This window comes from Sphingomicrobium sediminis, assembly GCF_023805295.1.
Classification (GTDB): domain Bacteria; phylum Pseudomonadota; class Alphaproteobacteria; order Sphingomonadales; family Sphingomonadaceae; genus Sphingomicrobium; species Sphingomicrobium sediminis.
In genome coordinates, this window is the sequence record NZ_JAMSHT010000001.1 from 1,202,478 (window position 1) to 1,222,467 (window position 19,990).

General features: G+C 62.0%; 16 protein-coding genes. 5 read left to right on the plus strand and 11 right to left on the minus strand.

Going from position 1 to position 19,990, the window contains the following annotated elements:
* Positions 1-22: 22 nt before the first annotated feature.
* Together NDO55_RS06275 and NDO55_RS06280 are read left to right on the plus strand one after the other, a co-directional pair.
* Positions 23-1,231 carry a GGDEF domain-containing protein gene (locus NDO55_RS06275; protein WP_252113465.1) on the plus strand — a complete coding sequence of 403 codons (1,209 nt, stop codon included), beginning with the start codon at positions 23-25 and terminating at the stop codon, positions 1,229-1,231.
* A gap of 88 nt (positions 1,232-1,319) precedes the next feature.
* Entirely contained in the window at positions 1,320-2,567 is a 1,248-nt protein-coding gene (locus tag NDO55_RS06280; RefSeq protein WP_252113466.1) for a GGDEF domain-containing protein, read from the plus strand.
* Here NDO55_RS06280 and NDO55_RS06285 read toward each other — a convergent pair.
* From NDO55_RS06285 to NDO55_RS06305, 5 genes are all read right to left on the minus strand, one after another.
* Positions 2,501-4,513, minus strand: coding sequence for an amidohydrolase family protein (locus tag NDO55_RS06285; RefSeq protein ID WP_252113467.1), 2,013 nt, complete (start codon positions 4,511-4,513; stop codon positions 2,501-2,503). The genes NDO55_RS06280 and NDO55_RS06285 overlap by 67 nt on opposite strands.
* Before the next feature lie 55 nt (positions 4,514-4,568).
* On the minus strand, positions 4,569-5,417 hold the full coding sequence (locus tag NDO55_RS06290) for a YihY/virulence factor BrkB family protein (RefSeq protein WP_252113468.1): 849 nt from the start codon (positions 5,415-5,417) through the stop codon (positions 4,569-4,571).
* Positions 5,418-5,453: 36 nt separating this feature from the next.
* Positions 5,454-6,077 (minus strand): CPBP family intramembrane glutamic endopeptidase, encoded by a 624-nt coding sequence (locus NDO55_RS06295; protein WP_252113469.1) that lies wholly within the window; start codon positions 6,075-6,077, stop codon positions 5,454-5,456.
* Positions 6,078-6,156: 79 nt separating this feature from the next.
* The gene (locus tag NDO55_RS06300; RefSeq protein WP_252113470.1) at positions 6,157-6,369 is read right to left on the minus strand and encodes a helix-turn-helix domain-containing protein; all 213 of its coding nucleotides are present in this window, start codon (positions 6,367-6,369) and stop codon (positions 6,157-6,159) included.
* The gene (locus NDO55_RS06305; protein ID WP_252113471.1) at positions 6,369-6,890 is read right to left on the minus strand and encodes a DUF2975 domain-containing protein; all 522 of its coding nucleotides are present in this window, start codon (positions 6,888-6,890) and stop codon (positions 6,369-6,371) included. Before NDO55_RS06305 ends, NDO55_RS06300 begins: the two co-directional genes overlap by 1 nt.
* 191 nt (positions 6,891-7,081) lie before the next feature.
* Here NDO55_RS06305 and NDO55_RS06310 point away from each other — a divergent pair, with 191 nt between their 5' ends.
* Entirely contained in the window at positions 7,082-7,609 is a 528-nt protein-coding gene (locus NDO55_RS06310) for a L,D-transpeptidase family protein (RefSeq protein WP_252113472.1), read from the plus strand.
* Here NDO55_RS06310 and NDO55_RS06315 read toward each other — a convergent pair.
* Entirely contained in the window at positions 7,606-7,935 is a 330-nt protein-coding gene (locus tag NDO55_RS06315; protein WP_252113474.1) for a DOPA 4,5-dioxygenase family protein, read from the minus strand. The genes NDO55_RS06310 and NDO55_RS06315 overlap by 4 nt on opposite strands.
* Before the next feature lie 313 nt (positions 7,936-8,248).
* Between NDO55_RS06315 and rpoB the strand changes: the two genes are divergently transcribed.
* Both rpoB and rpoC read left to right on the plus strand, forming a co-directional pair.
* Positions 8,249-12,424 carry a DNA-directed RNA polymerase subunit beta gene (rpoB, locus tag NDO55_RS06320; RefSeq protein ID WP_483012340.1) on the plus strand — a complete coding sequence of 1,392 codons (4,176 nt, stop codon included), beginning with the start codon at positions 8,249-8,251 and terminating at the stop codon, positions 12,422-12,424.
* 17 nt (positions 12,425-12,441) lie between these two features.
* A complete protein-coding gene (rpoC, locus tag NDO55_RS06325) occupies positions 12,442-16,707 on the plus strand; it encodes a DNA-directed RNA polymerase subunit beta' (RefSeq protein WP_252113478.1) in 4,266 nt (1,421 codons plus the stop codon).
* A gap of 96 nt (positions 16,708-16,803) precedes the next feature.
* Here rpoC and NDO55_RS06330 read toward each other — a convergent pair whose 3' ends face one another.
* The 5 genes from NDO55_RS06330 to prfB all read right to left on the minus strand — a co-directional run bounded on the left by NDO55_RS06330 (position 16,804) and on the right by prfB (position 19,968).
* Positions 16,804-16,941 carry an entericidin A/B family lipoprotein gene (locus NDO55_RS06330; RefSeq protein WP_252113480.1) on the minus strand — a complete coding sequence of 46 codons (138 nt, stop codon included), beginning with the start codon at positions 16,939-16,941 and terminating at the stop codon, positions 16,804-16,806.
* 148 nt (positions 16,942-17,089) lie between these two features.
* Positions 17,090-17,230, minus strand: a complete 141-nt coding sequence (locus tag NDO55_RS06335) for an entericidin A/B family lipoprotein (RefSeq protein WP_252113482.1) — start codon at positions 17,228-17,230, stop codon at positions 17,090-17,092.
* A gap of 87 nt (positions 17,231-17,317) precedes the next feature.
* The gene (locus tag NDO55_RS06340) at positions 17,318-18,112 is read right to left on the minus strand and encodes a thymidylate synthase (RefSeq protein ID WP_252113484.1); all 795 of its coding nucleotides are present in this window, start codon (positions 18,110-18,112) and stop codon (positions 17,318-17,320) included.
* Positions 18,113-18,149: 37 nt separating this feature from the next.
* On the minus strand, positions 18,150-18,851 hold the full coding sequence (locus tag NDO55_RS06345; protein ID WP_252113486.1) for a class I SAM-dependent methyltransferase: 702 nt from the start codon (positions 18,849-18,851) through the stop codon (positions 18,150-18,152).
* Positions 18,835-19,968, minus strand: coding sequence for a peptide chain release factor 2 (gene prfB, locus NDO55_RS06350; protein WP_252113488.1), 1,134 nt, complete (start codon positions 19,966-19,968; stop codon positions 18,835-18,837). Before prfB ends, NDO55_RS06345 begins: the two co-directional genes overlap by 17 nt.
* Positions 19,969-19,990: the final 22 nt, after the last annotated feature.

Below are 19,990 nucleotides of genomic sequence, written 5' to 3' on the forward strand. Positions count from 1 at the left end.
CCTTTCGCTTATAAGGCGTGGCATGAGTAAGAGTGAATCCGTGGGGCGTTATGACGGGGCAATGGAGCGCGAACTGATCCGCGCCCTGATCGACCGTGCCCAGCACAGCGTCCTCGCCAACATTTTCGGGCTGCTGATCCTGATCGGGATGGCCTTCATGGTGCCGTTTCGCGAAGCACTCGTGGTCGGGATCCTGCTGCGCATGACTGCCGTTTGCTACACCGGATACAATACTGGCCGCATCCGCATGGCTATCACCTCTGGAAAGCCGGTCACTCCGGAGGTCAATCGCTTCGCATGGGGCATGGCTTGGGCCGGGCTCACCTGGGGTGCGCTCCTCTTCGTCATTCCGTTGCAGGAAATGACCTCCCTCTCGGCGATGCTGATCGTGTCGGTCGTGGTGAGTGGCGTCCTCCTCGTTGCCGCGACCGCGTCGGCAGTGCCGCAGGTCATGTGGTCCTATTTCGCCACCTTCATCGTCATGCTGGTTGCCTGGCTCTTCTACATCACGCCCACCTACGGCATGGCGCCGGTTTTTGCCGTGCTCGGCCTCGGCGCAGCGGGGATCAGTGCCGCAAGCTCGCTGACGCGCGAATCCAACGGCGCGGCCAAGCTGATCTTCGAGAACCGACAACTCGCCGAAAAGCTTACGAGCCTGAATGCCGAGTTGGAGGCTATCGCCGAAGAAAAGTCGCACCTTGCAAGCCACGACCCGCTGACGGGGCTAGCCAATCGCCGCTCGTTCGAGCTGTTCGCGGAAAACATCACTGAAGCCGGCGACCGCTCACAATGGTCGGTTCTGCTCATTGACCTCGACCATTTCAAGGAGGTCAATGATGCCGCCGGGCATGCTGGTGGCGACGCCGTGCTGATCGCAGCCGGCAGCCTCCTAAAATCGGTGGCGAATGCCCTGCCCGATCAAGGATTCGCTGCCCGGATCGGCGGCGAAGAGTTCGTCTTGATGGTACGGGGCCTGCGTGACAGTGCGGTGCGCGACATTGCCGTCTCGGTGAACGCAAGACTGCGCGTCGTCCCGGCGCCCGACGGTTATGATGGCACGATTTCAGGCTCGATCGGCACCAGTCGCTGGGCCGATGACGAGCCGATCGACCGCTGTCTCCAGCGCGCCGACCGCCTGCTCTATGATGCCAAGGAACAGGGACGGAACCGCATCGTCGCTTCGCAAAACGACATTCCGGACCTGCCCTACGACCCGCCACTGGCCAGCTGAGTCTGCCTGCATTCCCTAGGAAAGGTTAGCGCGCCGATAGGCATAACCGTTTGCCAACCGCTTACCGCGTCGCTTTAATCCGGCTTGAATGGACCGGATCGACAATCAGGGCAGCCACGGCGAATTGAGCCGCGTGCGCATTGCCAGCATGCTGGGCCGGATCCGGCACGCCACGCCCGCCAATGTCATGGCATTGTCGATCGTCGCCTATCTCTGCTTCGTTCTGCCCTATGGCGAGCAACTAGCGATCGTGGTGGGCTTACGCGTTACCGCCCTCCTCGCTTCAGCTGTAGCCGCCAAATATGTGCTCGCAGCCTTGGATCGTGGTGACGACCTTCTCTGGCCGATCCGCTTCCTGAGCCTGTCCCTGTTCTGGGCCGGAGTAACCTGGGGGCTTCTGCTTGCCGCGATCCCCATTCAGGATGTCGAGAGCCTGGGCTCGGCTTTCCTCATGCTCACGGTCGTCACCGGCCTGACCCTCATCGTCAGTGCGATTAACCCGGTGTCGCACATATTGTGGTCCTTCATGTTCGGATTCACGCTCAGCCTCGGTCATTTTCTTTACCGCATCGGCGAGATGTATGGCGTCGCGCCCGCGCTGTCGGCGCTGTCGTTACTACTGGCCATCCTGATCTGCGCCGTCGGGTTGATGCGCGAAAGCCGCGAGACCGGCGAAATCGTGCTGGAGAACCGGCGGCTCGCGGAAGAGCTGGGCACCCTCAACCTGCAGCTCGAGGAAACCGCGCGCGAAAATGACCGTCTCGCCCACCACGATTTGTTGTCGGGAATTGGCAACCGCCGCTCGTTCGAGGAATTCGCGCAGACGATCGAGGAGCAGGAAAACCGCGATCGTTGGAACCTGCTTCTGATCGATCTTGATCACTTCAAGCGAGTAAACGACCAGGCCGGGCATGCCGCAGGCGACGAGGTGCTGCGCAGCACCGGAAGCCTCCTCAAGGAAGTTGCCGTGGCCCTTCCGGGCGAAGCCTATGCCGCGCGGCTCGGCGGCGAGGAATTCGGACTGCTGGTCGAAGGCTTGCGCGACCGCGCCGTTGCCGACCTGAATGCCGCCATCCTCCAGCGCTTTCGCTTGATTGCCGCGCCCGAAGGCTATTTCGGCCAGATTTCCGCTTCGATCGGCGCTGCACGCTGGGGAGCGAAGGAAAAGCTCGACGCCGTTCTGCGCCGGGCAGATCAGGCGCTATATCGGGCCAAGGAAGAAGGGCGCGACAGGGCCGTTACAGCCGCCGCCGCGCCCCGCAATGCCGATCAGTCTTCGGGCGTCGAGACGATGTCAGGCGACTCCGCGAACGGCGTGATGCCGAATTCCGGATAGACTTCCGCCGGGAAATAGATCTGCCCGCCCTTGGCGACGAGGCCGATCTTCTTGAGGTCCTTGAGGTCCTTGGTGGGATCGCCCATCACCAGGAAGAAATCGGCCAGCTTGCCACGCTCGATCGATCCGAGATCCTCTTCTTGTCCGAGGTAGCGGGCCATGTCGATCGTGGCGCGGCTCAGCACTTCCTCGCGGCTCATGCCGAGTTCCTCGAACAATTGCAGCTCGCGGTGATAGTTAAAGCCGCCGCCCATGTCCGTGCCGGGCACCAGCATGATGCCGCGCTCGTGCATCCTGGTCAGCACATCCTTGATGAAATTGTAGGCGGCGACATATTCGGCGCGCTCTTCGGGGCCGGACGTGCCGAACAATTCCTGTTTCATGCCGCGTTGGCTGCTCGCCGGCATGTTGGGATAGACGTCGACGAAGCCCGGGCCGACCTTGCCGTTCTCGGCGGTGAGGCCAAGCTCGTGGATCACCAGGGTCGGATCGTGCGCGACATTGTTGGCGACCATCGCATCGAGCGTCGCCGTCACTTCGGGGCCGTCCACATCGAGGTCGGGGAAGCGCTTCATCGCGGTGAAGCGGAAAAGCGTGCGCGTATCCTCATCCTTCTGGATGACCCAGCCGAGCATCGCCTGGTTGGCGTGCGTCACTTCGTCATAGCCCGCTGCAATCATCTCGTCGGCGGTCGCGAAGGCCGGAACGTGGCCATGCACCTTGAGGCCGAGGCGCTTGGCCTCGGGAATGATGACCTCGTTCCATTCGGGACGCATCGAATTGTAGAGCTTTACGCCCCAGAAGCCGCGCGCCGCATAGAAACGCACAGCATCCATCGCTTCCTCGAGCGTGCCGACGACAATGCCGCCATTGGCTGAAAAGTCGCTCTGCCCCTCGATAAAGCCCGAGCGGGTGATACGCGGGCCGGCAATCTCGCCCTTCTCGATGCGATCGATGAGGGTGGCCAGCACGTCGTTGCGGTTGCCGACATCGCGGATCGAGGTAACGCCCGCGAGGATGTTGGTGAGGGCGCTTTCTTGGCCGACATGGCCGTGCATCTCGAACATGCCGGGCATCAGCACGCCGCCGGCCCCGTCGATGATGGTCTCGCCTTCGGTCGGGGTCGCGCCGGCGCTCTCGATGAGGCCGATACGATCGCCGTTCATGACGACGTCAACCGGGTCGCTGAGGCGACCCGCGACGCTGTCGAACACCCGGACATTCTGGATCCGCACTGGCCCATCGAAGGTCCGCGCATATTCTTCCTGGAGACCGGACAAGCGCTCTGCCGACAGGGCAGCGGCCCGTTCGCGCAGGCGTTCTTCAGCGCCTTCATAGCCCTTGAGAACGCTGGCCCCGCCGGGCGAGGCGCTGGCGAAAAATTCGCCGTCCGCGTCGAGCGTGATGTAGCTCGGCGCCATCGACAGGCCGGACAGCGCATAAGTGATCGTCTCGACCGGGCCATCGGCGCCGTCATAGGTGTAGCGCTCGATCTCGGTCAGGCGCGCAGTGCCGCCGGGCAGCACATCCATCGCCATATCCTCATCATCGAACAGGAGTTCGGCGAGCAGGGCTGCACTGGTCCCGTTCTGCGCGATGTAGAAGAGCGGCGTGTCGCTCGATCCGCCACCGGCCGCATCCATCCAGACGGCGCGGCCATCCTCGATGCGGTAAAATTCATCGATCGGGCTGCCGAAGGTGGTCGTGCCCGTCACCGTCCAATTCACCGGAATCCCGTCCTCGCCGAGCAGGATCGTCTCGCTGCTGGTAGGGCCGCGGCCATTATTCTTGATGTCGGTCTCGATGGTGACGGTGTCGCCATCTTCGTTGACCTTCACATAGCCGATGTCCGTCTGGTTGGTGAGGACGCGATATTCGCGTTCCTGCGCATTCGCCGCCGCCGGCATGATCATCATGCTCGCGGCAAGAAGCATCCATTTCTTCATGAGTTTTGGCCCCCTGATTATTGATCGGGGCGAACCATGCGCGTCGTGCAGGCTGCTAGCAAGCCTCGCTTCGACGAGCGGCGGCGCCGTCTGCGCATCGGACCGCCTCGTTGAGCTCCGCACCGAGCAACAACGCCATGGTCGAGAGGTAGAGCCAGAAAAGCAGGATCACGACCGCGCCCAATGCCCCATAGGTCGCATTGTAGCTCCCGAAGCTGGAGACATAGGCGGCAAAGCCGAAGGTGACGGCCAAAAGGAGGATCGTCGCCACGACCGCACCGGGCAGCACATCCTTCAAGGAGCAGACATCGCGGTTGGGCGCATAGCGATAGATGAAGGCGTGCGCGAAGATCGCGGCAACCGCGAACAGGATCCACAAGGCGGTCCTGACGACTGGAAGCAAATCCTCGGGAAAGCCGGGAATGAGCTTGGGGATCGACGATGTCGCGCCGATTGCAACCAACCCGATGGCGATGACGAGGATCAGCGACAGGGTGATGGACAGGGCCATGCCTGTTTGTCCGATAAACCCACGCGGCTGGTCCACATGTTCGGCAATATTGAGCGCGATGATGACCGACTTTGCGCCCCTCAATGCGCCGAAGATGGCCGTGCCGATAGCAACCACGAGCCCCAGCGCATTTCCCCTAGGGTCACTGCCCGCGACATCCTGCATTTGCTCGATGACCAATTCGGTGGCTGCGCGGGGCAGCACGCCCGCCACCGTTTCGGCCTGCCGCACCGCGTCCTCGGGATCGGCGAACAGGCCGTAGGTAAGGACGACTGCAGCAAGCAGCGGCACGAAGGCGAGAAATGCGTAGAAGGCAACGCCGGCGGCGAGGAGGCTGATATTATCGGCGCTACCTCGCGCCCAGGCATCTTTGGCAAGTTCGAAAACGGACATGGGTGCTTGAACGCCCCGACGCCGCCAAAAGATGCCTCAGCCGATTGCCATCATCGTATAGGCGACAAAGTTGCCGAGACCGTGCATCAGCCAACCGGGCCAGATCGTGCCGCCGCCAAACTTCTCGTTGGCATAGCCCATCGCCCAGCCCGCACCGCCCGGCACGAAGAACATGACGAACAGGCTGGCGAAGGTCGGATCGGGCGCGCCGGGGACGACGAAGATTAGCAAATGGATCGCGCCGAAGATGGCGGCCTGCAGTAAGTTGCCACGGGCAAAGCCGAGCCAGTTGATGAGGCGCTTGCCGATCAGGCCGCGAAAGAAAAGCTCTTCCGTGAAACCGGTTTTCACGAAGGCGACCAGCAGGATGGTGGCGAAGGCGACAGGTGTCAGGCCGGTCTCCGCAAAGCGCCCGCCGACCGTACCCTCCGCCTGCACTAGGCCCGACAGGCCGGGCAGCAGCATCGCCAGCGCAGAGGCACCGGCGACAATGGCGAAGGTGATGAGCGTCGGCTTGATCCAACCACTGGCCGGGCTGCCGAGGCCGATCCATTGGACGTATCCGGCCTTCTTGCGGGCGAAGATGACCCAGGCAAGCGCCGACACCCCGAATACGAATGCGGACTGTAGCGCGGTGTTGAGAACTTCCTGCCCGAACATCAGGCCGCCTTGCGGATTACCATCGTGATGACGGCGCCGACAGCGAGAAGCGAAAGGAAGAGAAGTGCGAACGTCATGATCAGTCTCCTTGGGGATCGTAGGAAATGAGGTCGCCGGGCTGGCAATCCAGCTCGCGGCAAATGGCCTCGAGGGTTGAGAAGCGGACCGCGCGCGCGCGGCCCGTCTTCAGTTTGGAAATGTTGGCGAGGGTGATGTCCACGCGCGTGGCAAGCTCGGTCAGGGTCATGCCCTTTTCCTCGAGCAGCCGATCGAGATGGATGCGCACCGGCATCAGACGGTGTCGTCCAGATCGGCCCGCATCTCGGCGCCGTAGCGGAACACCCGCGCCAGCACGAACAGGACGAGCGCGAGGAACACCACGCCGAAATCGAAACGCGCATCGAGTTCGATATTCTCGACCACGCCCTTCAACCAGACTGCCAGGCCGACGATGACGACCATCATCGGAATGACGCTGGCCGCATACCAGCCCATCTTTTCGAGCCGATCGGCATTGGCCGGTGCGAAGGGGTCGCCCGCGCCGACCGTGTCGATGATGTCGCGCAGCAGCCCGAGCCCCTTGAACAAGAGGACGAGGATGGCGACCGCGAGAAGCAGCATGAAGCTAAGCGTGAACGCATGGGTCATGGTCATGCCCTGCCCGACATCCTTGAGGCCCTCGGGCCCGAGTGCGGGAATGACGAGCGCGATGCCGCCGAGCAGGACCATGCCGATAATGGCGAGGACGCGCACGATGCCGATCAGCAGCCGTGTCGTGTCGAGAAGCCCGTCCTTGGGGCGGGGATTGGTCATAAAAGTCTCCGTGATGAATCCGTCTTATCGTTTTTCGATAATGCATCATTCTCTTATCGTCAATCGATAATATCGAAAAACGATAATGATTTGAGACGACTCCCCTATTGTTGCGGTCATGTAACGCTGGGAACCCGTTCCCAGTCCGCGCATTGGTTGCGCAAAAGAAAACAAGAAAAAGGGTTAGTATTATGAGTAGGTTAGCCACCTTCCTGGGGGCTGTGGGCGCGCTCGTCCTGATGACGCAGGACCCCGCCTTGGCAGCGCCCGCTGACGACAATATCGCATCCGAGCGTTTTCACGCCGATCTCTACGAAGAAGCCGGCACCACGGTCCTCTATCCGGGCGAATATCACTGGTTCCGCAATGACAGCGGTGCCGATGTGCACCTCGTCGTCGATCTCTCCGACCAGGTGATGTACGTCTATCAAGACCGCCAGCTACTCGCCGCCACGACCGTGTCGACGGGCAAGGACGGGCACGAGACCCCGCTCGGCAAGTTCGAGATCCTCGAAAAGAATGAAGAGCATTATTCGAACCTCTACGATGACGCGCCCATGCCGTACATGCAGCGCCTCACCTGGGACGGGATCGCGCTCCATGCCGGCAGCCTGCCAGGCTATCCGGCGAGCCATGGCTGCATCCGTCTGCCGATGAGCTTTGCCGAACAGCTGTTCGAGCTCACCGACTTCGAGACCGAGGTCTACGTCGTCGCCTAGTCGAAGATGCTGAGGTCGAGCGTCTCGCTCGGTCCGAACCACATGACATTGTGCGTATGATCACGCCGGTCATCTCCCGTCGATGCATGAGCAAAGACGGTGAGGCCGGCGCGATTGACGCTCAGCCAGCTCGCCACCTCGCCGAAGCGTTCGGTCGGCACCGTCAGCTGGACCGAGCCGCGCGGATGGGGGCCGACGGGGCGCGTATGAAAATGGCCGACGGGCACGTCGAACTTCTCGGCAATTTGCCCCGCAAGTGCGCGCGCTTCATCCACCTTCGCAGCGTCGAAATAGAGGTGGACGTGAAAGTCCCTGATGTTGCTCATGGCCAGTCTCCAACTTGGGTTGCTGGCGAAGTGATTGCGACGGGCCGTGGCTTCAAGAAGGCACATTGCTGTCCCTGCTTGCTGTCCCTGCCCCCATCCCCCTTGCAATCGGCACGCATTGCTCTAAATAGGACTTATCCAACACATGTGGCTCCGCCGCAGCGCAAGCTGTGCCCGGGGCCTTCCTGCCTTTCCGGGCCACGTCCCACCTCGCGCACGGGACGAACGAATGGAAGGGATTTTCAGGAACCGCGCCGGACTATGAACCATGGGCCGCGAGTTGATGACGCGCGCCCGTAGCGCAGGGAAATTCATGGCTACCCAAGCAAAAGACGTCCCGACCACCGCAAGTCGGGCTCTCAAATCGCGTCGAATCCGCAAAATTTTCGGCAACATCCACGAAGTCTCGGAAATGCCCAACCTCATCGAGGTGCAGCGTGAATCCTACGAAGACTTCCTCCGCTCCGACAAGCAGCGTGAGTATGTTTCGGGCCTCGAAAAGACCCTTCGCGGCGTCTTCCCGATCCAGGATTTCGCGGGCACCGCGCACCTGGACTTCGATGGCTACGAGCTCGAGCCGCCGAAATATGACACCGACGAATGCCGCCAGCGTGGCCTGACCTACGCAGCGCCGATGCGCGTCACCCTGCGCCTCACCTCGTTCGAAATCGATCCCGACACCGAAGCCAAGTCGGTCATCGATATCAAGGAACAGGACGTTTACATGGGCGACATGCCGCTCATGACCCCGAACGGCACCTTCATCATCAACGGCACCGAACGTGTCATCGTCAGCCAGATGCACCGCTCGCCGGGCGTCCTGTTCGACCATGACCGCGGCAAGACCCACGCGTCGGGCAAGTATCTCTTCGCCGCGCGCGTCATTCCGTATCGCGGGTCGTGGCTCGACTTCGAATTCGACGCCAAGGACATCGTCAACGTCCGCATCGACCGCAAGCGCAAGCTGCCGGTCACCACGCTTCTTTATGCGCTGGGTCTCGACCATGAAGAGATCCTCGAGCATTTCTACGATCGCGTGACCTGGAAGCGCGGCAAGGATGGCTGGGAACTGCCGTTCAAGGCAGACGCATGGCGTGGCGCCAAGCCGACCTATGACCTTGTCGACGCCAAGACCGGCGAAGTTGTCTTCGAGGCCGGCCAGAAGATCACTCCGCGCAAGGCCAAGAAGGCCGAGAGTGACGGTCTTAAGACGCTGATGATCCCGACCGAAGAAATCTTCGGCCGCTACAGCGCGTTCGACCTCATTAACGAGAAGACCGGCGAGATCTACGTGGAAGCCGGTGACGAGATTTCGGCGGAAAATCTCGAAAAGCTGGACAAGGCCAAGATCAAGTCGATCGAGCTTCTCGACATCGACTATGTCAACACCGGCCCTTGGATCCGCAACACGCTGAAGGCCGACAAGGCCGAGAGCACCGACCAAGCACTGGCCGACATCTACCGCGTCATGCGCCCGGGCGAGCCGCCCACGCGCGAGACCGCCGATGCGCTCTTCTTCGGCCTGTTCTTCGATCCGGAGCGCTATGACCTGTCGGCCGTCGGCCGCGTCAAGCTCAACATGCGCCTCGACCTCGACGCCGAGGACACGGTCACCACGCTGCGCCGCGAAGACATCATGGCGGTCGTGAAGACCCTCGTCGACCTCAAGGACGGCAAGGGCGAAATCGACGATATCGACAACCTCGCCAACCGCCGCGTGCGTTCGGTCGGCGAATTGCTGGAAAATCAGTATCGCGTCGGCCTCCTGCGCATGGAGCGTGCGGTCAAGGAGCGCATGAGCAGCGTCGACGTCTCGACCGTCATGCCCAACGACCTCATCAACGCGAAGCCGGCCGTTGCCGCGGTCCGCGAATTCTTCGGCTCCTCGCAGCTGTCGCAGTTCATGGACCAGACCAACCCGCTGTCGGAAGTCACCCACAAGCGCCGCGTTTCGGCGCTCGGCCCGGGTGGTCTCACGCGTGAGCGCGCGGGCTTCGAAGTCCGCGACGTCCACCCGACGCACTATGGTCGTATCTGCCCGATCGAGACGCCTGAAGGTCCGAACATCGGCCTCATCAACTCGCTCGCCAGCTTCAGCCGCGTGAACAAGTATGGCTTCATCGAGACGCCGTACCGCAAGGTCGTCGACCACAAGGTGACCGACGAGGTCGTCTACCTCTCGGCGATGGAAGAACAGAAGCACACGATCGCGCAGGCGAACGCCGACCTCAACAAGGATGGCAGCTTCGTCGAGGAAATCGTTTCGAGCCGCCAGGCCGGCGAATTCCTCATGGCGCAGCGCGACCAGATCACCCTGATGGACGTGAGCCCCAAGCAACTCGTGTCGGTCGCGGCCTCGCTCATTCCGTTCCTGGAAAATGATGACGCCAACCGCGCGCTGATGGGTTCGAACATGCAGCGCCAGGCTGTGCCACTGGTCCAGGCCGATGCCCCGCTCGTCGGGACCGGCATGGAAGAAACCGTCGCGCGCGATTCCGGCGCCGCCATCGCGGCCCGCCGCGCCGGCGTCATCGACCAGGTCGACGCGACGCGTATCGTCATCCGCGTGACCGAAGACATCCAGGCCGGCGAAAGCGGCGTGGACATCTACACGCTCCAGAAGTTCCAGCGTTCGAACCAGAACACCTGCATCAATCAGCGTCCGCTGGTGAAGGTGGGCGAGAAGGTCACGGCCGGCGAAATCATCGCCGACGGTCCCTCGACGCAGTTCGGTGAACTGGCGCTGGGCCGCAACGTGCTCGTCGCGTTCATGCCCTGGAACGGCTACAACTATGAGGACTCGATCCTCATCAGCGAACGCATCGTGAAGGACGACGTCTTCACCTCGATCCACATCGAGGAATTCGAAGTCGCCGCCCGCGATACCAAGCTGGGTCCGGAAGACATCACCCGCGACATCCCGAACGTCGGCGAGGAGGCCCTGCGCAACCTCGACGAAGCGGGCATCGTCTATATCGGTGCCGAAGTGCATCCGGGCGATATCCTGGTCGGCAAGATCACGCCGAAGGGCGAAAGCCCGATGACGCCGGAAGAAAAGCTCCTGCGCGCCATCTTCGGTGAAAAGGCCAGCGACGTGCGCGACACCTCGCTCCGCCTGCCCCCGGGCGTTGCCGGTACCATCGTCGACGTGCGCACCTTCAACCGTCACGGCATCGACATCGATGACCGTACGCGTGCCATCCAGGCCGAAGAGAAGGAGCGCCTCAAGAAGGACGCCGACGATGAAAAGGCGATCCTCAACCGCGCGACCTACAACCGCCTCGCCGAGCTGCTGGTCGGTCAGACCGCCACTGCGGTGCCCAAGGGCATCAAGAAGGGCGCCAAGCTGACCCCGACGATGCTCGAGGAAGTCGAGCGCAAGCTGTGGTGGAAGGTCGCCGTCAAGGACGACAAGGCCCAGGCCGACCTCGAAGCCATGAAGGCGCAATATGATGAGGCCGTCGGCCGCATCGACGCCAAGTATGACGACCGTGTCGGCAAACTGGAAGCCGGTGACGAGCTGCCCCCGGGCGTGCTCAAGATGGTCAAGGTCTTCGTTGCCGTGAAGCGCAAGCTGCAGCCGGGCGACAAGATGGCCGGCCGTCACGGGAACAAGGGTGTCATCAGCCGGATCCTTCCGGTCGAGGACATGCCGTTCCTTGAAGACGGTACCCATGCCGACATCGTGCTGAACCCGCTGGGCGTGCCGTCGCGCATGAACGTCGGGCAGATCTTCGAAACCCACCTCGGCTGGGCCGCGCGCGGCCTTGGCGAGCAGATCAAGCACATGCTCGAGGACATCCACGCCAAGGGCAAGGACATCGCCAAGAAGGACGTCAAGCAGGTGAAGGATCACCTCAAGGACGTCTATGGCGACAAATATGCCAAGGCGATCGATGGCCGCGACGATGACAAGGTCATGGAACTGGCGCAGGTCCTCACCTACGGCGTCCCGATGGGCACCCCGGTGTTCGACGGCGCGCGTCAGGAAGATGTCGCCGACATGCTCGAGAAGGCCGGTCTCGACCGCTCGGGCCAGGTCACCCTTTATGACGGCCGTACGGGCGAACCGTTCGACCGCAAGGTGACCGTGGGCTACATCTACATGCTCAAGCTGCACCACCTCGTGGACGACAAGATCCACGCCCGTTCGATCGGCCCGTACAGCCTCGTCACCCAGCAGCCGCTGGGCGGTAAGGCCCAGTTCGGTGGCCAGCGCTTCGGTGAAATGGAGGTCTGGGCGCTCCAGGCCTACGGCGCGGCCTACACGCTGCAGGAAATGCTCACCGTCAAGTCGGATGATGTCGTCGGCCGTACCAAGGTCTACGAAGCCATCGTCAAGGGCGACGACACGTTCGAAGCGGGGATCCCCGAAAGCTTCAACGTGCTGGTCAAGGAAATGCGCTCGCTCGGTATGAGCGTCGATCTCGACACCGTGTCGGATGATGACGACGAAGATGGCGACAACCCCGCCATCGCCGCCGAGTAAGCGAAAGGATTGTACAGATGAATGAACTGACCAACTTCACCAATCCGGCCGCGAAACCGGAAACCTTCGATACGATCAAGATCGGCATCGCCTCGCCCGAACGCATCCGCTCGTGGAGCTTCGGCGAGATCAAGAAGCCGGAAACGATCAACTATCGTACCTTCAAGCCCGAGCGTGACGGCCTGTTCTGTGCGCGCATTTTTGGTCCGATCAAGGACTATGAATGCCTGTGCGGCAAGTATAAGCGCATGAAATATAAGGGCATTGTCTGCGAAAAGTGCGGCGTCGAGGTTACCGTCTCGAAGGTCCGCCGCGAGCGTATGGGCCATATCGAACTGGCCGCGCCGGTCGCGCACATCTGGTACCTGAAGTCGCTGCCTTCGCGCATCGGCCTGCTGCTCGACATGCAATTGAAGCAGCTCGAGCGCGTGCTCTACTTCGAGAGCTATGTCGTCATCGAGCCGGGCCTCACGCCGCTGGAGAAATTCCAGCTGCTGACCGAGGACGAGCTGCTCGAGGCGCAGGACGAGTATGGCGAAGACGCCTTCTCGGCCGGCATCGGCGCGGAAGCCGTCAAGCAGATGCTGATGGACCTCGATCTCCACCAAGAGCTCGAAGACCTGAAGAAGGAGCTTGAGGAAACCAAGTCAACCCTCAAGCCCAAGAAGATCATCAAGCGCATGAAGATCGTCGAGAGCTTCATCGAATCGGGCAACCGTCCCGAATGGATGATCCTCGAAGTGATCCCGGTCATTCCGCCCGATCTTCGTCCGTTGGTCCCGCTGGACGGCGGCCGCTTCGCGACGTCGGATCTTAACGACCTGTATCGCCGCGTCATCAACCGTAACAACCGCCTGAAGCGCCTCATGGAGCTGCGCGCGCCCGACATCATCGTGCGCAACGAAAAGCGCATGCTGCAGGAAGCCGTCGATGCGCTGTTCGACAATGGCCGTCGTGGTCGCACCATCACCGGTGCGAACAAGCGTCCGCTCAAGTCGCTCTCGGACATGCTCAAGGGCAAGCAGGGCCGCTTCCGTCAGAACCTGCTCGGTAAGCGCGTCGACTATTCGGGTCGTTCGGTCATCGTGACCGGTCCGGAATTGAAGCTGCACCAGTGCGGCCTGCCGAAGAAGATGGCGCTCGAACTGTTCAAGCCGTTTATCTATTCGCGCCTCGACGCCAAGGGCCTCAGCATGACGCTGAAGCAGGCCAAGAAGTGGGTGGAAAAGGAGCGCAAGGAAGTCTGGGACATTCTCGACGAAGTCATTCGCGAGCACCCGGTCCTCCTGAACCGCGCCCCGACGCTTCACCGCCTCGGCATCCAGGCGTTCGAACCGGTCCTGATTGAAGGTAAGGCGATCCAGCTTCATCCGTTGGTCTGCGCCGCCTTCAACGCCGACTTTGACGGTGACCAGATGGCCGTGCACGTCCCGCTGTCGCTCGAAGCGCAGCTGGAAGCGCGCGTGCTCATGATGAGCACCAACAACATCCTGTCGCCTGCCAACGGCAAGCCGATCATCGTTCCCTCGCAGGACATGATCCTCGGCCTTTACTACATCACGATGGAGAAAGAGGGCGAGCCGGGCGAAGGGTCGATCTTCACCGACATGACCGAGGTCCACCAGGCTCTCAATGTCGGCGCGGTCACCCTCCACACCAAGATCATCGCGCGCGTCCCGCAGACTGATGAGGATGGCAAGGAGCATATGGTCCGCGTCGAAACGACGCCGGGTCGCATGCTGCTGGGCGAAAAACTGCCTGCCAGCCACAAGGTGCCGTTCGAAACCGTCAACCGCCTTCTCACCAAGAAGGAAATCGGCGACGTCATCGACACCGTCTATCGTCACACCGGTCAGAAGGCGACGGTCATCTTCGCCGACCAGATCATGACGCTTGGCTTCCAGAACGCCTTCAAGGCGGGCATTAGCTTCGGCATGGATGACATGATCATCCCCGATGCCAAGGAAGACCTGGTCAACGATACGCGTGCACTGGTTGCCGACTATGAGCAGCAATATCAGGACGGCCTGATCACCCAGCAGGAAAAGTACAACAAGGTCATCGACGCCTGGAGCCGTTGCGGCGACCAGGTGGCGAGCGCCATGATGGACGAAATCCAGGCGATTAAGAAGAACGAGGATGGCCGCGAGAGCGACGTCAACTCGATCTACATGATGGCCCATTCGGGTGCGCGTGGTAGCCCCGCGCAGATCAAGCAGCTGGCCGGTATGCGTGGCCTCATGGCCAAGCCGTCGGGCGAGATCATCGAAACGCCGATCATCTCGAACTTCAAGGAGGGCCTGACCGTCCTTGAATACTTCAACTCGACCCACGGTGCCCGCAAGGGTCTCGCGGATACCGCGCTCAAGACGGCGAACTCGGGTTACCTGACCCGTCGTCTTGTCGATGTTTCGCAGGACTGCACCATCGTCGAGCCGGATTGTAAGACTGACAACAGCCTCGAGATGCGCGCTATCGTGCAGGGCGGCAGCGTCATCGCTTCGCTCTCCGATCGTGTGCTGGGTCGTACGACCGCCGAGGACATTGTCGATCCGGAAACCGACAAGGTCGCAATCAAGTCGGGCAGCCTGATCGACGAAGCGATGGCCAAGCAGATCGAGGAACTGCAGGTGCAGGCCCTCAAGATCCGCTCGCCGCTATTGTGCGAAAGCAAGCAGGGTGTCTGCGGCAAGTGCTACGGGCGTGACCTCGCCCGCGGTACGCCGGTCAACATCGGTGAAGCTGTCGGGGTCATCGCCGCGCAGTCGATCGGTGAGCCGGGCACGCAGCTGACCATGCGTACGTTCCACATCGGTGGCGCGGCGCAGCTCAACGAGCAGTCGAACCTCGAAGCGCCGGTCGAAGGCAAGATCGAGTATCGCGACATGCCCACGATTGTCGATGGCAAGGGCCGCACGCTCTCGCTGTCGCGTTCGGGCGAAGTGGCGATCCTCGACATGGACGGCCGCGAACTGTCGACCCACAAGATCCCTTATGGTGCGCATGTCATCCACGACAACGGTCACACCGTGTCGCGCGGCGACAAGCTGGCCGAATGGGATCCGAGCTTCTCGCCGGTCATCACCGAACATGGCGGTACCGTGAAGTATCAGGACATCGTCGATGGCCGTACCCTTGCGGAAGAAACCGACGAATCCACGGGTATTTCGCAGCGCGTCATCACCGAGGATCAGGGCAAGACCAAGAAGGAAGACCTTCGTCCCCGTCTCACCATGACGGGCAAGAAGGACGAAGAAGCAGGCGTCTATCGCCTCGCCCCGGGCGCGATCATCGCGGTCGAGGACGGTGCGACGGTCGATGCCGGTACGGTGCTTGCGCGTATGCCGCGTGAAGCTGCCAAGACCCGCGACATCACCGGTGGTCTGCCGCGCGTCGCCGAACTCTTCGAAGCTCGCAAGCCCAAGGACAATGCGGTCATCGCCAAGGTCTCGGGCAAGTTCACCTTCGTTCGCGACTATAAGGCGAAACGCAAGGTCGCGATCATCCCCGAGGATGGTGGCGATGCAGTCGAATACCTGATCCCCAAGGCGAAGGTCATCGACGTGCAGGAAGGCGACTATGTGAAGAAGGGCGACAATCTGGTTGCCGGTTCGCCCGATCCGCACGACATTCTCGAAGTCATGGGCGTCGAGGCGCTTTCGGAATATCTCGTCAACGAGATCCAGGAAGTCTATCGACTGCAGGGCGTGAAGATCAACGATAAGCATATCGAAGTGATCGTCCGCCAGATGCTCCAGAAGGTCGAAATCACCTTTGGCGGGGACACCACCCTGCTGCCGGGTGAGCAGGTCGATCGCGACGAGATGGACGAAGCCAATGCCAAGCTTGCCCCGCGCAAGAAGAAGGCGGAAGGCAAGCCCATCCTGCTTGGCATCACCAAGGCGTCGCTGCAGACCCGCAGCTTCATCTCGGCAGCCTCGTTCCAGGAAACGACCCGCGTCCTCACCGAAGCCTCGGTGCAGGGCAAGGTCGACACGCTGAACGGGCTCAAGGAAAACGTCATCGTCGGTCGCCTCATCCCCGCCGGTACCGGTGCGGGCATGAACCGCGTGCGCATCGCCGCCTCGTCGCGTGACGCGGCGCTGCGGGCCCAGCAGAAGAAGCTGGCCGAAGCGATGGCTGCGACCGCCGAAGCGGAGCATGAAGCCGAGCTCAACAAGGACCCGGCCGACCATGTCGATGATCCGCTGGCCGAAGTGACCGCTTCGGGCGACGGTTCGGACGCAGCCGCCGGCGACTATGCGGATGCCGAAGAGGAGTAAGGGCTACCCCCTCTCCTCCTCGGAGCCAAAAAGAAAGGCCCCGGAAGCGATCATGCTTCCGGGGCCTTTTCTATCGTTGCGTTGAAGCCTTGAAGCCTAGCAATTCTCGCCGTTGATGACGTCTTCGCCACATTCGCCGGCCGAGCTGATATCTTCGCCGAGGCCCTGGACCGTGTTGCAGGCCGAAAGCACCAGCGCGCCGCCGACGAGGGCCATGGTCAGGAGTTTTCGCATGTCTCATCCTCTTTATTGATTGGTGGGTCGTGTGACCTGAGGATGTTGGTGCCACAGGATTGACCGTAGCTGAACCGAAAAGAATGAGCCCCGCTTACCCAGGGGGACGGGTAAGCGGGGCTCTCCCTGTTATTCGGTTATGCCCGGACTAGCAGCTGTCGCCGTCCAGCACGTCTTCGCCGCATTCGCCGACCGAGCTGATATCTTCGCCGGCACCCTGAACCGTGTTGCAGGCACCAAGGGCAAAAGCGCCACCAAGGGCGAGCGTCGCGATAAGCTTACGAACCATGTTCCAGTCTCCTTGCATTGCGGGGACATCAACATGGGCCGCGCTCATAACGCTCCCGAAAAGGCCGGCATTGTCGATGAAAGGACGCTAGACTGCGACCGGTGCCTTGATGTGCGGGTGCGGGTCGTAGCCATCGAAGCTGAAATCACCGGGCTCGTAGTCGAACAATCCCTGGCCACGCTCCTCAATCTTGAGCGTCGGCAAAGGCCGCGGTTCGCGCGACAGCTGTTCGCGCGCCTGCTCGAGATGGTTCGAGTAGAGATGCACATCGCCGCCGGTCCACACGAAGTCGCCGACTTCCAACCCCGTCTCGCGCGCCAGCATGTGCGCCAGCAGCGAATAGGAGGCGATGTTGAAGGGGACGCCTAGGAACAGGTCGGCGCTGCGTTGATAGAGTTGTAGCGACAGCTTGCCATTGGCGACATGGGTCTGGAACAGGCAGTGGCACGGCGCGAGCGCCATGTCGGGCTGTTCGGCAGGGTTCCACGCGCTCACGACCTGGCGGCGCGAGGCCGGGTCTTTCTTGATGAGCTCGACCAGCTCGGCGATCTGGTCGACCGTGCGCCCATTGCCGCCCTCGAAACGACGCCATTGCTTGCCGTAGACGGGCCCGAGATCGCCATTCTCGTCGGCCCATTCGTTCCAGATGCTGACCTTGTTGTCCTGCAGATATTTGACGTTGGTATCGCCGTTCAGGAACCACAATAGCTCGACGATGATCGAGCGCAGGTGGAGCTTCTTGGTGGTGACCAGCGGGAAACCCTTGGAAAGGTCGAAGCGCATCTGCGCGCCGAAGACTGAAAGGGTGCCGACGCCGGTGCGGTCGTCCTGTGACGCGCCCTCGTCGAGGATGCGCTGCATGAGATCGAGATATTGTCGCATAGGCTCAACCTAGAGCGCTCGCACGCTCAGGCAAGCATTAGGTGCACGGTTCGATGTCGCCCGGCGCAGGTCGCGGCCCGGCGACGCGATAGGTCGCGAAATAATCGTCGAATCCGATCAGTTCGACCATGTCCACGCGCTCCAGCCCCAATGCCTCGAACTCGCAATCGAGCAGGTCGGGCGGCATGCCATGGCGCTTGATCGGGCGGTCGGCATCGACGACGACGATCAGGCCTTCCTCGTTGAGCGCCTCGCGAAGGTTCCAGAGGAATTGATAGGGCTCGGTCACCTCGTGATACATGTGCACGAGGAAGATGAGGTCGAAACTGTTGGCGGGCAGGCCCGGATCGTCGGGCTCGCCAAGCCGCACCGCGACATTGTCGAGATTCTCCCGCTGGACGCGGCGCGCCAACGCATCGCGGGTCGCCGAAACGATGTCCTGCGCCACGACGCGGCCGTCGGGACCGACGACGCGTGCAAGGCGCACCGTATAATAACCCTCACCCGCACCGATATCGGCAACGCGCATGCCTTCGGAGACGCCGGCCAGCTCCATCACCAGCTCGGCCTCGCCGAGCCGGTCGCGCGCATCCTCGGTCGAGAAGCGATCCGAGACGATGGGCGCCACCGGGCGACCGAGCGTCGGGAAACCGTCCTCGTCGACTTCCGGCCCCTGCCGGCAGCCTGCCATCGCCAGCAGCGCCGCGCCGAGGAGGAACGCCTTATTCGACATCGTCATCCTCGACCTCGACCTTCTCGCCGGTCACGCGCTGCGACAGCGCGGCGGCCATGAACTTGTCGAGATCGCCGTCGAGGACGTCGGACGGCGCGGTCGACGTCACCCCGGTGCGCAAATCCTTCACCAGCTGATAGGGCTGCAGGACGTAGGAGCGGATCTGGTGGCCCCAGCCAATCTCGGTCTTGCTGGCATTGGCGGCATTGGCCTCCTCCTCGCGGCGCTGCAGTTCGGCCTCGAACAAGCGGGCGCGAAGCATGCTCATCGCCTCGGCCTTGTTCTTGTGCTGCGAACGGCCGCTCTGCGAGGCGACCACGAAACCGGTCGGCACGTGGGTGATGCGCACGGCGCTGTCAGTCGTATTGACGTGTTGTCCGCCCGCGCCACTGGCACGATAGGTGTCGATGCGCAGATCGCTTTCGGCAATCTCGATCTCGATCGAATCGTCGATCTCGGGATAAACCCAGACGCTGGAAAAGCTGGTGTGGCGCCGCGCCGAGCTGTCATAGGGCGAGATGCGCACGAGGCGATGCACGCCGCTCTCGGTCTTGGCATAGCCATAGGCATTCTCGCCCTTGAGCAGCAGGGTCGCCGATTTGATGCCCGCCTGTTCGCCCGCATGATAGTCGATCAGCTCGACCTTCATGCCGCGCCGCTCGGCCCAGCGCGTATACATGCGCTGGAGCATTTCGGCCCAATCCTGGCTCTCGGTGCCGCCGGCCCCGGCATGGACTTCGACATAGGCATTGTTCGAATCCGCCTCGCCCGCGAGCAGTGCCGCGACCTTGTCTTCCTCGGCCTTGCCCGCAAGTTTCTCGAGGCTGGTCAGCGCTTCGTCGACCATCCCGTCATCGCCTTCGGCCTCGGCCATCTCGATCAGTTCGAGGGTATCGGACAATTCGGTTTCGATCCGCTGCGTCGCCTTGATCGCGCTGTCGAGGCGGGTGCGCTCGCGCATCACGGCCTGCGCCGCCTTGGGATCGTCCCACAGCGTCGGGTCCTCGACCTTGTCATTCAATTCCTCGAGCCGCGCTTTCGCCTTGTCCCAATCGAGGAAGCGGCGCAGCAACTCGGTCGCGGCGTTGATCTGGTCGGCATGGGTTTGCGCTTCGGCGCGCATGGGCAAGTTTCCTGGGCGTAAG

Coding starts and splice junctions, on each gene's coding strand:
- NDO55_RS06275 (WP_252113465.1), top strand. CDS start 23: ATGAGTAAGAGTGAATCCGTGGGGCGTTATGACGGGGCAATGGAGCGC.
- NDO55_RS06280 (WP_252113466.1), top strand. CDS start 1,320: ATGGACCGGATCGACAATCAGGGCAGCCACGGCGAATTGAGCCGCGTG.
- NDO55_RS06285 (WP_252113467.1), bottom strand. CDS start 4,513: ATGAAGAAATGGATGCTTCTTGCCGCGAGCATGATGATCATGCCGGCG.
- NDO55_RS06290 (WP_252113468.1), bottom strand. CDS start 5,417: ATGTCCGTTTTCGAACTTGCCAAAGATGCCTGGGCGCGAGGTAGCGCC.
- NDO55_RS06295 (WP_252113469.1), bottom strand. CDS start 6,077: ATGTTCGGGCAGGAAGTTCTCAACACCGCGCTACAGTCCGCATTCGTA.
- NDO55_RS06300 (WP_252113470.1), bottom strand. CDS start 6,369: ATGCCGGTGCGCATCCATCTCGATCGGCTGCTCGAGGAAAAGGGCATG.
- NDO55_RS06305 (WP_252113471.1), bottom strand. CDS start 6,890: ATGACCAATCCCCGCCCCAAGGACGGGCTTCTCGACACGACACGGCTG.
- NDO55_RS06310 (WP_252113472.1), top strand. CDS start 7,082: ATGAGTAGGTTAGCCACCTTCCTGGGGGCTGTGGGCGCGCTCGTCCTG.
- NDO55_RS06315 (WP_252113474.1), bottom strand. CDS start 7,935: ATGAGCAACATCAGGGACTTTCACGTCCACCTCTATTTCGACGCTGCG.
- rpoB (WP_483012340.1), top strand. CDS start 8,249: ATGGCTACCCAAGCAAAAGACGTCCCGACCACCGCAAGTCGGGCTCTC.
- rpoC (WP_252113478.1), top strand. CDS start 12,442: ATGAATGAACTGACCAACTTCACCAATCCGGCCGCGAAACCGGAAACC.
- NDO55_RS06330 (WP_252113480.1), bottom strand. CDS start 16,941: ATGCGAAAACTCCTGACCATGGCCCTCGTCGGCGGCGCGCTGGTGCTT.
- NDO55_RS06335 (WP_252113482.1), bottom strand. CDS start 17,230: ATGGTTCGTAAGCTTATCGCGACGCTCGCCCTTGGTGGCGCTTTTGCC.
- NDO55_RS06340 (WP_252113484.1), bottom strand. CDS start 18,112: ATGCGACAATATCTCGATCTCATGCAGCGCATCCTCGACGAGGGCGCG.
- NDO55_RS06345 (WP_252113486.1), bottom strand. CDS start 18,851: ATGACGATGTCGAATAAGGCGTTCCTCCTCGGCGCGGCGCTGCTGGCG.
- prfB (WP_252113488.1), bottom strand. CDS start 19,968: ATGCGCGCCGAAGCGCAAACCCATGCCGACCAGATCAACGCCGCGACC.